Origin of the sequence: Amycolatopsis sp. MJM2582, from assembly GCF_000754115.1 — a bacterium.
Classification (GTDB): Bacteria; Actinomycetota; Actinomycetes; order Mycobacteriales; family Pseudonocardiaceae; genus Amycolatopsis; species Amycolatopsis japonica.
In genome coordinates this window covers 132,831-147,237 of the sequence record NZ_JPLW01000001.1, presented here as the reverse complement: position 1 = coordinate 147,237, position 14,407 = coordinate 132,831, and the positions used below count along the sequence as shown (strand labels likewise).

Below are 14,407 nucleotides of genomic sequence, written 5' to 3'. Positions count from 1 at the left end.
TCACTCGGTGCGCAGGTTCTCCGTCTTCGCCGCCGAGCGCACGGACGGCACCGTCGACGCCGTCACCAGCAGCACCATCACGACGGCCGCCGCGGCGAGCAGTGCGACCGCGGACCAGTCGACGTACAGCCCGTCCCAGAACAGCCGCTTGCCCAGCGCGGCGACGGCGATTCCGGTCGCCGTCGCGAGCACGATGCCCAGCAGCAGCGGAATCCCGTTCTGCCACATGAGGGATCGCACGATCACCCGCACCGGGACACCGGTGGCGGACAGCGCGCCGAGGGCCCGCCGCCGTTCACGGACCTGTTCCTGGGCGAGCACCAGCAGGCTCACGCCGGCCAGTAGCAGGACGAACAGCGCGCCGCCGAGCAGGATGTCCCGCGCGTCGTCGAACATCCGGGCCTCGGTGGAGGCCCGCTCCCCGTTGAAGGCCGCCACGGTGACCTGCCCGCTGTACGGCGCCACCGAGTTCCGCACCAGCTCGACGAAATCCGGATTCCCGGTCGTTCCGCGCAGGGTCGCCGTGACCAAGGCCGCGGCCAGGTCGACACCCGCCATCGCCGCGGGCGTCGCGAGCACTTGCGGCGCCAGGGTCTCGGTGACGCTCGATGGCTTCACCTCGAACGGCCGCGGGGTGACCGGAACGGTCCACGGCTGCTCCCGTTTGTCGTTGTCCGTGATCTTCGCCGACTGTCCTATGTGGAGGAAGGAGGGATCGGCGAACACGTCGCCGTCGCGGCAACCGGTCGCGGTGGTCGTCGCCTCGATCGTGGCGCAGTCGGCGACGGCGATCGGCACGAGCGCGCCGTCCTGGCGCTTCCCGTCGACGAACAGCGAACGCAGCGCCTGGAGATCGGCGGCGCCGGGGACGGCGCGGACCGCGGCGATCGCCCGATCGGCCACGGAACCGTCCGCGTAAACGGTGATCCGGCCTCCCGTGCGGTCTTGGCGATCGGCCTCCATCGCGGCCTGCCCCGCCAGGAGGCTCTGCAGCGCGATCGCCCCGGCGAGGACCACGCAGAGCCCGGCGACCACCCGTGACGGGGTCCCGCTGTCGCTCTGCAGACGGCGGATCGCGAGCTGGAACGACGGCGGCCCGCCCTTGATCCGGGAAACGGCGCGTTCCAGCAGCCACGGCAGCAGCGCGGGAATCCCGACCATCAGCAGTGCCGCGCCACCGATCAGCGCCCAGCGGCCGAGTTCGCTCGCGACACCGAGGTCCGGAGCGATCACCAGGATTCCGAGGACGACCGGCAGCAGCCGCCACCACAACCGGCGCTTCGGCGGCGCGGTCTCGCGGACGACGTCGAGCGGTTCGACGACCAGGTGTCGTTGGGACGCCCAAGCCGTCGCCACGGTCAGGGCCGGGACCGCGAGCACGATCAGCACCACCAACGGCCACGAGGGCGTCAGGTCGTCCGGGTACAACCCGAACCGGAACACCTGGAAATCCGCCGCCGTGCCGCGGAAGAGCAGGAACAGCGCGGTACCGACGACCAACCCGGCCGCGGCGCCCACGAGGGATTCCGCGGCGGTGATCCGGCGTAGCTGCGCGAGGGACGAGCCAGCCAGCCGCAACGCGGCGAGCCGCCGGTCCCTGGCCGCGCCGCCGAGCCGGGAGACCGTCCCGACGAAGATGAACACCGGCGTGAGGAGGACGAAGAGCCCGAGCAAGAGGAGGATCAGGATCCCGTTTTCGATCAGGGCGTGATAGCCGGGCTCGGCGCCGAAGCCGTAGACCGTGCGTGCGTCCCGCATCGCGTCCGTGCCGACGTAGGCGACCAGGTCGTTCGGATTGAGCGTGGTCTCCGCGGCGATGAGCCCGGCGGGCTTACCGGGCAGACGGGGCCGCAGCAGGCCGCTGGTGTCGGCCGCGACGAGCTCGGCCAGCTTCGGCGAAAGGAAGACTTCGCCCGGCGCGGGGAGCCGGTCCACCCCCGGCGGGATCGGCGAATTCGGGCCGGTCGGCCGCAGGTGGACGAGTGAGATCGCCTCGCCGCGGAAGTCGGTCGTCGTCGCCGCGTACTTCAGCGGGTCGACGCCCGGGATCGGTTCGCTCCGCACGGAAGCGGCGAACGTCCGCTGGTCGCGGTTCTCCTTGATGGTGCCCGCGGAGGCGCCGAGCAGCAGGATCGCCACCGCGAGCCCGATGCCGACGGTGCTCAGGACGAGTCTGACGATCGAGCCCCGGCCGCCCCCGACGGCCAGCCGGAACCCGAGCATCAGGTCTTCGCGCCCGGTCATCGGGTCACCACCGGTTCCCGTGTCCGGCCGTCGCGCACGATGACCTCCCGGTCGGAGTAAGCGGCCACCCGCGGTTCGTGGGTGACCAGGACGACGGCGGCGTCGGTTTGTTTCGCCGCCTCGGACAACAGGCGCATGACCAGTTCTCCGCTGAGCGTGTCCAGCGCGCCGGTCGGTTCGTCGGCGAAGATCACCGACGGTTCGGTGACCAGGGCCCTGGCCATCGCGACCCGCTGGCTCTGCCCGCCGGAAACCTGGCCGGGCGTGCTGTCGCCGACCTCGCCGACCGTCAGCCGGTCGAGCCAGCCGCGCGCGATCCGCTCGGCGGGGCGGCGCCTCATCCCGCTCAGCCGCAGCGGCAGCGCGACGTTCTCCAGGCACGTCAGCTCCGGCACGAGCTGCCCGAACTGGAAGACGAAACCGAATTCGGTGCGCCGCAAGGCACTGCGTTCGGCGTCGGACATGCTCGCGAGATCACGTCCGCGAAAGAAGACCTGACCTTCATCGGGCCGGACGATCCCGGACAGGCAGTGCAGCAGCGTGGACTTCCCGGACCCCGACGGCCCCATGACCGCGACGATCTCGCCGGGTTCGAGCGTCAACCCGGCCCCGGCCAGCGCCTGATTCGGACCGAAGGCCTTGTGCAGGCCCAGCCCGTGTAACAACGGTGTTTCCACTGTGTGGTCCCCAGATCAGCGCGTCAGCTGGCGCGCGAGGTCGTCGAGGCGGGCGGCGGTGAGCTCCAGCCACCGCAGATCCGCCTCCAGGTGGAACAGGGCGTGGTCGCAGATCAGCTGGTCGGCGAGGTCGCCGTCGGTTTTGCGGGCGGTGAGCTCGCGCATGGCGCGCAGATGGGAGCTCCGCTGCGCGTCGAGCAGATCCTGGGCGCCGCGGCCGGACAGGAGCGCGAGCACGACCTTGGTGTAGAGCGTGTTCTGCAGGTAGACGGAGGGGTTTTCCGGGCTCTTCAGCCATTCTTCGACGTTGGTGACGCCGGCGTCGGTGATCGCGTACCGCTTCCGGTCCGGACCGCCGCCCGCTTCGACGCCGTTCTCCTCGACGAGGCCGTTCTTCAGGAGCCGGTTCAGCGTCGAGTAGACCTGCCCGTAGTGCAGTGGACGGTCTTGGCGGAACTGCTTGTCGTAGAGCTGCTTGAGGTCGTAACCGTGCTTCGGACCGGCTTCGAGCAGGCCGAGCAGGGTGTTCCCGATGGACATGCGGGCGACTATACACAGTGTGTATACGCACGGTCTATACACACTGTGCATAGCTGCTGAACGGCGCTTTCCCTGCATGTGGCGCGGTGAAAGCTCCCTTCGCCGCGTGGCATGTGGTGAAGGGCCCCTTCGGCCCTTATGGGATCTGTGCCGCATCGAGAGGTGTCGCGAAAGCCACTTTCGGGACGTCAGATGTCCTGAAAGTGGCTTTCGCGCACGATCTGGGAGGCAAGGGGCCGGAGCCGTGTCGAGGAGTTCGCTCGTCGGCGGTCGAGTGTCGCCAATGTGGCATTGGGGACGCTGACTGTCCCCAATGCCACATTGGGGGCATCGGTTGCCTTCACGGACAGCGCGGAGCCCGCCAAGGCCCGCCCTCCGACCTCACGGTGTGACGTCCATCGGCGGCGGGCAATGTCAAACGCCTGAAACATTCAGGAGTTTTCAGGTAACACGGCCTACCTACCTTCGAGCGCTATCGACGCCTGGAGGAGGTGCCCGTGCCGCTCGCCGCCCCCACCGTGACCGCGGTGGACACGCACTGCCCCTACTGCGCCCTGCAGTGCGGGATGAGCCTCGACGGCGCCCGGGTCGCCCCGCGCGACTTCCCGGTCAACGCCGGCGGCCTGTGCCAGAAGGGCTGGACGTCGGGGGAGCTGCTCACCTCGCCGTCCCGCCTGACCACGCCGCTGATCAGGGTCGACGGCGAACTCCGGCCCGCGACCTGGGACCAGGCCCTCGACCTCGTCGCCCGGCGCCTCACCGAGATCCGCGCGGCCAAGGGTGCCGACGCGGTCGCCGTCTTCGGCGGCGGCGGGCTGACCAACGAGAAGGCTTATCTGCTGGGGAAATTCGCCCGCGTCGCGCTGGGCACCTCGCAGATCGACTACAACGGCCGGTTCTGCATGTCTTCGGCGGCCGCCGCCGGGATCAAGGCGTTCGGCGCCGACCGCGGGATGCCGTTCCCGGTCACGGATCTCGCCGACGCCGACGCGGTGCTGCTGATCGGCGCGAACCCGGCCGAAACGATGCCGCCCTTCATCCAGCACCTGCGGGGCGCGGACCTGATCGTCGTCGACCCGCGCCGCACGCCGACCGCCGAGCTGGCCGGACTGCATCTGCAGCCCGCGCCGGGTACCGATCTCGCGCTCGCGCAGGGCATCCTGCACGCCGTCGTCGCCGACGGCCTGCTCGATCAGTCCTATGTGGACAAACGCACGAACGGTTTCGAAGAGCTGTGGCGTTCAGTCGCGGCCTGGTGGCCGGAGCGTGTCGAGCAGATCACCGGCGTCTCCGCCGCCGACCAGCGACGCGTCGCCGCCAAGCTCGCCGCGGCCCGCAACGCCTACGTCCTCACCGCGCGCGGCACCGAACAGCACGCCAACGGCACCGCGATGGTCAACGCCTGGATCAACCTCTCGCTCGCCCTCGGCCTGCCGGGGCGCGAGGGATCCGGTTTCGGCTGCCTGACCGGCCAGGGCAACGGCCAAGGCGGTCGCGAGCACGGGCAGAAGGCCGACCAGCTGCCCGGTTACCGCAAGATCGACGACCCCGCCGCGCGCGAGTACGTCGCCGGAGTGTGGGGCGTGCCGCCGGAATCCCTGCCGGGGCCGGGGCGTTCGGCCGTCGAGCTGCTGGAGGCGCTCGGCACCGAAGACGGGCCTGGCGCGCTGATGGTGTTCGGCAGCAACCTCGTCGTTTCCGCGCCCGGCGCCGGGAACATCCAGGACAAAGTGTCCTCTTTGGACTTCCTGGTGGTCTCGGACCTCGTCCTCTCGGAGACGGCGGCGATGGCCGACGTAGTCCTGCCGGTCACCCAGTGGGCCGAGGAGGACGGCACGATGACCAACCTCGAAGGCCGGATCCTCCTGCGGCGCAAGGCGATCGATCCGCCGTCCGGCGCGAAGACGGATCTCTATGTGCTTTCCGAACTCGCCCGCCGCTTCGGGCAGCCCGAAGGACGTTTCCCGACGGACGCGGAGACCGTCTTCACCGAGCTCCGGCGTGCGTCCAAGGGCGGTGTCGCCGACTACTCGGGTGTCACCTACGACCGGCTCCGCGCCGGCGAGGCCCTCTACTGGCCTGTCCCGGCGGAATCGCATCCCGGCACGCCGCGGATGTTCCTCGACTCCTTCGCCCATCCGGACGGCCGCGCGCGGTTCGTGCCGGTGGACCACGTCGGCCCGGCCGAGCCGCCGGACGCCGAATTCCCCTTGCAGGCCACCACCGGACGGGTCCTGCAGCACTACCAGTCCGGGGCGCAGACCCGGCTGGTCAAGGAACTCAACGACGTCGTGGCGGAGGCCTTCGTGGAAGTTCATCCCGACACCGCTGCCCGTGCGGGGCTGGCCGAGGGCGACCTCGCGCTCGTGCGCTCCCGCCGCGGGGAGACCGTCGCCCGTGTCCGCTGTGTGGCGTCGCTACGCCCCGATCTGGTGTTCCTGCCGTTCCATTTTCCCGGTGAGGGCAGGGCGAACCTGCTGACCAACCCGGCGCTCGACCCGACGAGCCGGATGCCCGAGTTCAAGGTGTGCGCGGTCGCGCTCGCCCCGGCCGAGGTCGTCGCGTGAGCCCCCGGTCGGTGGTCATCGCCGGATACGGGATGGCGGGCGCGCGGCTCGCGGACGAGATCCAGCGCCGCGACCCCGAGGGCGAGCGCGTGCGGCTCACGGTCGTCGGCGCGGAGGAACACGCCGCCTACAACCGGGTGCTGCTCTCGTCGGTGGTCGCCGGGACCATGCGGCCCGAGGCCGTCCGGCTGCACGACGACGAATGGCCGTCCCGCACCCGCGCCGACCTGCGCCGGGGTGTCTCCGCGACGTCGATCGACCGGGACGCGCGGCGGGTGCACCTCGACGACGGGTCCACTGTGGACTACGACGCGCTCGTGCTCGCGACCGGCGCCAATCCGTGGATGCCGCCGGTCGAAGGGCTCGAACCCGGCCCGGACGTCGTCGCGTTCCGCACCCTCGACGACTGCGCCCGCATCCTCGACGCCGCCAGGCTGGGCGCGCCGGTCGCGGTGCTCGGCGGCGGACTGCTCGGCCTGGAGGCCGCGCGCGGCCTCGCCGGACGCGGGAACCTCGTGACCGTCGTGCATCCGATGCCGCACATCATGGAACGGCAACTGGACGCGGAATCGGCACGGGTGCTGACCAGGAAGCTCGAAGAACTCGGCGTCGCCTTCCGGCTCGGTGTCGGGGCCGCGCGCTACGTCAGCGGCGACGGGCTCAAACTCGACGACGGCACGCACGTCCCCGCCGATCTCATCGTCGTCTCCACCGGCGTCCGGCCGGAGACAAAACTGGCCGTGGACGCCGGGCTGACCGTCGAGGGCGGTGTCGTCGTCGACGATCTGCTGCGCACCAGCGACGGCCGGATCCACGCGATCGGCGACTGTGCCAAGCATCCCGGCGCATTCGGCGGGCTCGTGCAGCCCGCGTGGGAACAGGCCGCCGTCGTCGCGGATCTGGTCACCGGGACGAAATCCGCGTCGCGGTACCGCGGCACCCAGGCGGTGACCCGGCTCAAGGCACGGGGCATCGACCTCACCGCGCTCGGCGAGACGATGACCGGCGCGGACGACCCGACCGCCGAGGTGCTCACCTTCAGCGACCCGGCGGGCTGCCGCTACGGCAAGCTCGTCATCCGCGAAAACCGGGTGGCCGGCGCGATCCTGCTCGGCCTGCCCGACGCGGCCGCGACGATCACCCAGCTCTACGACCGGGGCACCCCGGTGCCCGAAGACCGGCTGGCGGTCCTTTTAGGACGCTTGCTGCCGCCGGGCGCGCCGTCGGCGGCGAGCCCGGCCGATCTGCCCGCGTCGGCGGTCATCTGCCGCTGCAACGCGGTGACCAAGGGGCGGCTCGTCGAAGCGTGGCGCGGCGGCGCCACCGACGTCCCCGCCCTCGCCGGGGCGACCCGCGCGACGACCGGCTGCGGCGGCTGCAAGGACGCCGTGAGCGGGGTCGCGAAATGGCTGGCCGCCCAGTGAACCCGAACGCATCCACCAAGGAGGACCTCATGGAAGCTCGTGGAAAGCGCTGGATCGAGCACTGGGATCCCGAGAACGAGCGGTTCTGGGAGGAGACCGGGAAGAAGATCGCCCGGCGGAACCTCTGGTTCTCCATCCTCGCCGAGCACATCGGCTTCTCCGTCTGGACACTGTGGTCGGTCATGGTCCTGTTCATGGGCCCGCAGTACGGCTTCTCCGCCGCCGACAAGTTCCTGCTGGTCTCCACCCCGACGCTGATCGGCGCGCTGATGCGGCCGCTCTACACCTTCGCGGTGGCGCGGTTCGGTGGCCGGAACTGGACGATCGTCAGCGCGCTGCTGTTGCTGGCGCCCACGATCCTGGCGGCGATCGCGATGCAGCCGGGCACCTCGCTCGGCACGTTCCTGCTGATCGCCGCGCTCGGCGGGGTCGGCGGCGGGAACTTCGCGTCGTCGATGACCAACATCAACGCGTTCTACCCGGAGAAGCACAAGGGCTGGGCGCTCGGGCTCAACGCGGGTGGCGGAAACCTCGGCGTGGCGGCGATCCAGCTGATCGGCCTGCTGGTCATCGGTACCGTCGGCGCCACCGCGCCGCGGGTGGTGCTCTACATCTACATTCCGCTGATCGTGGTCGCCGCGACCTGCGCGTACTTCTTCATGGACAACCTCGCCTCGATGAAGGGCGACACCAAGGCGATGCGCGAGGTCGTCAAGGATCCGCACACCTGGGTGATGTCGTTCCTCTACGTCGGCACGTTCGGTTCGTTCATCGGCTACAGCTTCGCTTTCGGCCTGGTGCTGCAGAACCAGTTCGGCCGCACGCCGCTGCAGGCGGCCGCGGTGACCTTCCTCGGCCCGCTGCTCGGCTCGTTCTCGCGGCCGACGGGCGGCTGGCTGGCCGACCGGATCGGCGGCGGCAAGGTCACCTTCGTGACGTTCGTCGGCATGGCCGCGGCGACCGTGGTGCTGATCCTGGCCTCGACGTCGAATTCGCTGGCGCTGTTCACCGTCGCGTTCATCGTGCTGTTCGTGCTCACCGGTATCGGCAACGGCTCGACGTACAAGATGATCCCGGCGATCTTCCGCGCCAAGGCGAAGGTCGCGATCAGCGAGGGCGCGGACGAGACGCTGGAGATGCTCAAGGCGCGCAAGCTTTCCGGCGCGCTGATCGGGCTGGCCGGCGCGATCGGCGCACTCGGCGGGTTGTTCATCAACCTGGCCTTCCGCCAGTCGTTCGCGGACACGAAGAGCGGGGTGCCTGCGTTCGTCGCCTTCCTGGTCTTCTACGGCCTGTGCTTCGGCGTCACGTGGGCGGTGTATCTGCGTAAACAGCAGTCGGAGGTGGCGAGCACCCGAGGCCTGGCGCTCGCGGGAGCGGAGGTCTGATGCGGAAACTCGTCGTCGTCGGACATGGCATGGTCGCGCACCGGCTCGTCGAGGCGGTGCGCGCGGAGGACAAGGCCGGTCAGTGGCAGGTCGTGGTGCTCGCCGAGGAGGCGCGTCCCGCGTACGACCGGGTCGCCCTGACGTCCTATGTGGACACCTGGGATCCGGCCTCTCTCGCCCTGGAAGGCGCGGACTACGCGGGTGATCCGCTGGTCGAGCTGCGGCTCGGTGACACGGTCGCTTCGGTGGATCGCGAGCGCAAGATCGTCGTCACCGAAGAGGGCCACGAGCAGCCGTACGACACGCTGGTGCTCGCGACCGGTTCGCGGCCGTTCGTCCCGCCGGTACCGGGACACGACCTCCCCGGCTGCTTCGTCTACCGGACGATCGAGGACCTCGACGCCATCCGGGAAGCCGCTCAGCGTCCGGGCCGCGGACGTCGTTCGGCGGTCGTCATCGGTGGCGGGCTCCTGGGGTTGGAGGCCGCGAAGGCGTTGCGGGACATGGGTCTCTCGCCGCACGTGGTCGAGATGGCGCCGCGCCTGATGCCGCTGCAGGTCGACGAGGGCGGCGGCGGGCTGCTCCGGCGGCTGATCACCGACCTCGACGTGACCGTCCACACGGGAACGTCGACCGACGCCATCGTGCCGGACGGCGAACGCTACATCGCGCGGCTCGGCAACGGCACCGAACTCGACGTCGACCTGGTCGTGTTCTCCGCCGGTATTCGGCCGCGGGACGATCTGGCCCGCTCGTCCGGGCTGGAAGTCGGTGCGCGCGGTGGGATCCTGGTCGACGACACCTGCCGGACGGCCGATCCCGCGGTGTACGCGATCGGCGAATGCGCGGCCGTGGACGGCAAGGTGTACGGCATCGTGGCGCCCGGTTACGCGATGGCGGAGATCGTCGCCGCGCGGCTGACCGGCGGCGAGGGCACGTTCCCCGAGCCGGACATGTCGACGAAACTCAAGCTCATGGGCGTCGACGTCGCCAGCTTCGGCGACGCGCACGCGGCGACCGAGGGCGCGCTCGAGGTCGCGTTCAACGACGCCGTCGCCGGGACGTACAAGAAGCTCGTCGTCTCGGATGACTCGAAGACGTTGCTCGGCGGTGTCCTGGTCGGTGACGCGAGCGAGTTCAACACGCTGCGCGCGATGGTCGGCAGGCCGCTGCCCGCCGAACCGGGCGCGATCCTCGCCCCGGCCGGTGGCGGAGCGGCGGTCGGTGTCGACGCGCTGCCGGACGCGGCGCAGATCTGTTCGTGCAACGCGGTTTCCAAGGGCGCGATCACGCACGCGATCACCGAAGAGGGCTGCGATTCGGTCGCCAAGATCAAGGGCTGCACCCGGGCCGGAACCGCCTGCGGCTCCTGTGTCCCGCTGCTGGGCAAGCTGCTGACGGCGTGCGGTGTCGAGCAGTCGAAGGCGTTGTGCGAGCACTTCACGCAGTCGCGCGCGGAGCTGTTCCAGATCCTGCAGGCCACCCGGATCACCACGTTCAGCGAGATGATCGACCGCTACGGCACCGGGACCGGCTGCGCGATCTGCAAACCGGCGATCGCGTCCATCCTGGCCACGCAGGGCAACGGGCACATCCTCGCCGGCGAACAGGCGACCCTGCAGGACACCAACGACAAGTTCCTCGCGAACCTGCAGCGCAACGGGACGTACTCGGTGGTCCCGCGGATCCCCGGCGGCGAGATCACGCCGGAGAAGCTCATGGTGATCGCGCAGGTGGCGATGGACTTCGGGCTGTACACCAAGATCACCGGAGGGCAGCGGATCGACCTGTTCGGCGCCACCGTCGACCAGCTGCCGCTGATCTGGCGGCGGCTCGTCGACGCCGGGTTCGAGTCGGGGCACGCGTACGGGAAGTCCTTGCGCACGGTCAAATCGTGTGTCGGTTCGACGTGGTGCCGCTACGGCGTGCAGGACAGCGTCGGGCTCGCCATCGAGCTGGAGCTGCGGTACCGCGGCCTGCGCTCGCCGCACAAGCTGAAGTCGGCCGTTTCGGGCTGTGCGCGGGAATGCGCGGAGGCGCGGAGCAAGGACTTCGGCATCATCGCCACCGACAAGGGCTGGAACCTCTACGTCGGCGGGAACGGCGGCGCGACCCCGCGGCACGCGGATCTGCTCGTGTCCGAAGTGGACACCGAGACGCTGATCCGCACGATCGACCGGTTCCTGATGTTCTACGTCCGCACGGCCGACCGCCTGCAGCGCACCGCGCCGTGGGTCGAGGAGATGGAAGGCGGGCTCGACCACCTGCGCGCGGTGATCGTCGACGACAAGCTCGGCATCTGCGAGGACCTCGACGCGGCGATGGCCAAACACGTCGGCGACTACGCCGACGAATGGCGTGGCGTGCTGGAGGATCCGGAGAAGCTGGCGAAGTTCAGCTCGTTCGTCAACGCGCCCGGCACCCCGGATCCGACGATCTCGTTCCGTACCGAACGCGACCAGAAGGTTCCCGTCCTGCTGGGCATTCCGGAGGTGAAACAGTGACGACGTCGATCGAGCGCACCTGGACCGCAGTCTGCGCGGCGGGCGCCGTCCCCGAATGGTCCGGTGTCGCGGCCCTGCTCGACGGTGGGACGCAGGTGGCCATCTTCCGACTCTCCGGCGACCGGTGGTACGCGTTGTCCAATGTGGACCCGATCAGTGGTGCGGCGGTGCTTTCGCGAGGGATCGTCGGCGACGCGTGCGGTGTTCCCGTGGTGGCTTCGCCGGTGTACAAGGAACGCTTCGATCTGCGTACCGGCTCGTGCCTCGACGCCGAAGGGGTCTCGGTCGCCGCGTATCGGGTCCGGGTCACCGGGGGTGTGGTGGAGGTGGAATTCTCACCGTGACAGAAGTCCTTCCCCTGGCAGGATTCGTCATCGGGATCACGGCGGCGCGACGGGCTGACGAGCTCGGCGCGCTGTTCGTGCGTAAAGGTGCGACCGTGCGCTACGGCCCGGCGATCCGGATCGTGCCGCTCGCCGACGACACCGAGCTGCGGTCGGCCACCATGCGCCTGCTGGAAGACCGGGTCGACGTCGTCGTCGCGACGACCGGGATCGGCTTCCGCGGCTGGGTCGAGGCGGCCGAAGGCTGGGGGCTGGGGGAGGAGCTGCTGGCCAGGCTGGGGAAATCTTCGCTGCTCGCACGCGGTCCGAAGGCAAGAGGCGCGATCCGCGCGGCCGGGCTTTCGGAGGACTACTCACCGGCCTCGGAGAGCAACGCCGAGGTGCTGAGACATCTGCTCGATTCCGGTGTGGACGGTCAGCGGATCGCGGTGCAGCTGCACGGCGAGCCGCTTCCGTACTTCGTGGACAGTCTGCGTTCCGCGGGGGCCGACGTGATCGAGGTGCCGGTGTACCGGTGGGTCGGGCCGTCCGATCCCGGGCCGCTGGACCGGCTGCTGGACGGTGTCCTCGACGGTTCGGTGGACGCGTTGCCGTTCACCAGCGCACCCGCGGTGGCGTCCCTGCTGGCAGTGGCGAAACGGACCGGACGGCTGCCGGGAGTGGTGGGAGCGCTGGAGAAACGGGTCGTGGCGGCCTGCGTCGGACCGATCACCGCGGCGCCGTTGGCCGCGCTCGGGATCCCGACAGTGCAGCCGACGCGGTCGCGGATCGGGGCGCTGGCGCGGACGGTGTCCGACGCGCTCGAAGCCCGTTCGCCGCGGCTGACCGCGGGCGGGCGGAGTATCGAACTGCGGGGTCAGGCGGCGCTGGTCGACGGGCAGTGGTGCGACATCGCGCCCGCGCCGATGGCCCTGCTGCGGGCGCTGGCGGAATCGCCGGGGCGAGTGTTCTCCCGGCGGGAACTGGTCTCCGCGCTCCCCGACGGCGGCGAGGAACACGCCGTCGAGACCGCCATCGGCCGCCTGCGGAGCTCTTTGGGCGCGCCGAAACTGGTCCAGACGGTGGTGAAACGCGGCTACCGCCTGGCCGTCGACCCCTGACGCCCGCATTTCGTCCTCTGAATGCGGTATTCGCATTCAGAGGACGAAATGCGGGAGGTCGTTCAGGAGAAGGTGACACGGTGGTCGGGGAATTCCCGGGCGGCGGCGACGCGGGCAGCCTCCTCCTCGGCCGCCTTCCGGACGGCCGGGCGGAGGGCGTCGAACGGGGTGACGGTGAAGTCGAGCCGCTTCTTCCCGCTCGCCTTGGCCCGCCACACGCCGGCGATCTCGCCGTCGGCCAGCAGCGCGCCAGGGCTGCCGAGGATCTTCCAGACCTCCTTCTGCCGGGCCTTGTCCGGCACCAGCACGGCTCGGTCGCGCGCCTGGACGAACGGATCGAGCGGCGGCAGCAGGCGTACCACGTCCGGCTCGGGCGGATTCTCCAGCAGCGCCACCCGGTCTTCCGGCAGGAAGGCCTTCTTGCCACCGACGCGGACCTCGGCCAGGCCGTCCGGCCACATCGCGTCGACCCCGGTGCGGGTGGTCCCGACGTAGGCGGCGGCGTCGCCGGGAGCGGCGGGACCGTTGATCCGCAGGTAACCCTCGACGACGCGGGTGGCAGCCTTGACGTCCGGCGCAGTCTTGAGCCGTCCGCGCCTTTCCAGCGGTGCCAACGTCGCCGGGGTCGCGCCCGTCTCCAGCCGGACCCCGGCGTGGATCGACGCGACCCGCATCAACTGCTCGTAGATGTGCACGACACCGCAGCCGCGGCAGGCGTACGACAGGCCGTCGGGGATCAGCTTCGTGACCGCGCCGCTCACCGTGCCCTTGGTCTGAACGCCGGTGACGACCTCGCGGATCGCCTTCGCCGCGGTGAACAACGCGTCCGTCGCGGACATGCCCGCGTCGTCGACCTGCTTGCGCTGCCAGAGGATCCGGGCCATCGCGTCCTTCTCGTCGAGAGGCACGAGAGCGGCCCGGATCGCGTCCAGCTCCGCACGGCGGTGGAAATGCGGTGCGCCGCGATGCGTCCACGCAAGCACAAAACGGCCGTCGTCCCAGACACCGGGCGTGATGTCGCCGTCGACCCGGGCGGCGAGACCCAGCAGGGCGGTGTCCCGCACGGAATCCTGCAGCCCGAGGTCGAACACGGCCGCCGCGGCCGGATCCGTCTCCTCACGGTGCAGGCCGTGCGCGGCGATCCGGTAAGCCAGCACCTGCTCGCGATCGACCTCGAGCACCTGTCCTCCCTAAAGCGAGTAATCGAGCGTGTACGACATCGTCGGCTCGCCGAGGGCGCCCGTCGTGGTGCCGCTGCCGGTGATCCCGGCGAGTTCACCCGTTCCGGAGCCTTCGACCACCGTGAACGCCGACCTGATCCCCTGCGTGTCGAACCCGGTGTCGTGCTTGATCACGAAGCTGCCCTTGCGTCCGTCCACGCTGCCCTCGATCCGTTCGAGGCCGGGAGAGGTCGTGTCACCGCCGTCGTAGCCCTCACCCGCGTAGTACAGCAGGTAGTCGAGGACCGACTCGCCTTCGATGAGCCCGCTGTAGGTGAGCGTGGCGTGCGCGTACGCGACTCGCGGCGCGCCCTCCGTGCCGCTGACGACGGATTCTTCCCAGTTCTTCATGGCGAACGTGTTCATGGGTACACCCTGTCAGCCATACCTGTCAGGATG

General features: G+C 70.1%; 11 protein-coding genes. 6 read left to right on the top strand and 5 right to left on the bottom strand.

Annotated features, from left to right (window positions below; all coding sequences use genetic code 11):
* The 3 genes from ED92_RS00600 to ED92_RS00590 are packed head-to-tail and all read right to left on the bottom strand — an operon-like array spanning position 1 to position 3,461.
* A complete protein-coding gene (locus ED92_RS00600; protein ID WP_037332072.1) occupies positions 1 to 2,244 on the bottom strand; it encodes an FtsX-like permease family protein in 2,244 nt (747 codons plus the stop codon).
* Positions 2,241 to 2,921, bottom strand: a complete 681-nt coding sequence (locus ED92_RS00595; RefSeq protein ID WP_037332071.1) for an ABC transporter ATP-binding protein — start codon at positions 2,919 to 2,921, stop codon at positions 2,241 to 2,243. Before ED92_RS00595 ends, ED92_RS00600 begins: the two co-directional genes overlap by 4 nt.
* A 15-nt stretch (positions 2,922 to 2,936) precedes the next feature.
* Positions 2,937 to 3,461, bottom strand: a complete 525-nt coding sequence (locus ED92_RS00590; RefSeq protein WP_016331506.1) for a PadR family transcriptional regulator — start codon at positions 3,459 to 3,461, stop codon at positions 2,937 to 2,939.
* 497 nt (positions 3,462 to 3,958) lie between these two features.
* On the opposite strand from ED92_RS00590, the gene ED92_RS00585 reads away from it, so the two are divergent.
* Genes ED92_RS00585 through ED92_RS00560 form a run of 6 tightly spaced genes read left to right on the top strand, consistent with a single transcriptional unit; the run spans position 3,959 to position 12,788 of the window.
* A complete protein-coding gene (locus ED92_RS00585; RefSeq protein ID WP_235213168.1) occupies positions 3,959 to 6,028 on the top strand; it encodes a molybdopterin oxidoreductase family protein in 2,070 nt (689 codons plus the stop codon).
* Positions 6,025 to 7,452, top strand: coding sequence for an FAD-dependent oxidoreductase (locus ED92_RS00580; RefSeq protein ID WP_037332068.1), 1,428 nt, complete (start codon positions 6,025 to 6,027; stop codon positions 7,450 to 7,452). The genes ED92_RS00585 and ED92_RS00580 overlap by 4 nt, the downstream gene beginning before the upstream one ends.
* A 29-nt stretch (positions 7,453 to 7,481) precedes the next feature.
* Complete coding sequence (locus ED92_RS00575) at positions 7,482 to 8,840, top strand: NarK/NasA family nitrate transporter (protein ID WP_037332066.1); 1,359 nt, start codon at positions 7,482 to 7,484, stop codon at positions 8,838 to 8,840.
* Positions 8,840 to 11,344 (top strand): nitrite reductase large subunit NirB, encoded by a 2,505-nt coding sequence (gene nirB / locus ED92_RS00570; RefSeq protein WP_037332064.1) that lies wholly within the window; start codon positions 8,840 to 8,842, stop codon positions 11,342 to 11,344. The genes ED92_RS00575 and nirB overlap by 1 nt, the downstream gene beginning before the upstream one ends.
* Positions 11,341 to 11,688 carry a nitrite reductase small subunit NirD gene (gene nirD, locus ED92_RS00565; RefSeq protein ID WP_037332061.1) on the top strand — a complete coding sequence of 116 codons (348 nt, stop codon included), beginning with the start codon at positions 11,341 to 11,343 and terminating at the stop codon, positions 11,686 to 11,688. Before nirB ends, nirD begins: the two co-directional genes overlap by 4 nt.
* On the top strand, positions 11,685 to 12,788 hold the full coding sequence (locus ED92_RS00560; RefSeq protein WP_037332059.1) for a uroporphyrinogen-III synthase: 1,104 nt from the start codon (positions 11,685 to 11,687) through the stop codon (positions 12,786 to 12,788). Before nirD ends, ED92_RS00560 begins: the two co-directional genes overlap by 4 nt.
* A 62-nt stretch (positions 12,789 to 12,850) precedes the next feature.
* On the opposite strand, the gene ED92_RS00555 is transcribed toward ED92_RS00560, so the two are convergent.
* Both ED92_RS00555 and ED92_RS00550 read right to left on the bottom strand, forming a co-directional pair.
* Positions 12,851 to 13,969, bottom strand: coding sequence for a DNA glycosylase AlkZ-like family protein (locus tag ED92_RS00555; RefSeq protein WP_037332057.1), 1,119 nt, complete (start codon positions 13,967 to 13,969; stop codon positions 12,851 to 12,853).
* Between the two features lie 9 nt (positions 13,970 to 13,978).
* Positions 13,979 to 14,374 carry a DUF3224 domain-containing protein gene (locus tag ED92_RS00550; RefSeq protein WP_037332056.1) on the bottom strand — a complete coding sequence of 132 codons (396 nt, stop codon included), beginning with the start codon at positions 14,372 to 14,374 and terminating at the stop codon, positions 13,979 to 13,981.
* Between the last annotated feature and the right edge of the window lie 33 nt (positions 14,375 to 14,407).

What these genes read in the sequence shown, in the direction of transcription:
- ED92_RS00600 (WP_037332072.1), bottom strand. Translation starts at nt 2,244, where the DNA reads ATGACCGGGCGCGAAGACCTGATGCTCGGGTTCCGGCTGGCCGTCGGG.
- ED92_RS00590 (WP_016331506.1), bottom strand. Translation starts at nt 3,461, where the DNA reads ATGTCCATCGGGAACACCCTGCTCGGCCTGCTCGAAGCCGGTCCGAAG.
- ED92_RS00575 (WP_037332066.1), top strand. Translation starts at nt 7,482, where the DNA reads ATGGAAGCTCGTGGAAAGCGCTGGATCGAGCACTGGGATCCCGAGAAC.
- nirB (WP_037332064.1), top strand. Translation starts at nt 8,840, where the DNA reads ATGCGGAAACTCGTCGTCGTCGGACATGGCATGGTCGCGCACCGGCTC.
- ED92_RS00550 (WP_037332056.1), bottom strand. Translation starts at nt 14,374, where the DNA reads ATGAACACGTTCGCCATGAAGAACTGGGAAGAATCCGTCGTCAGCGGC.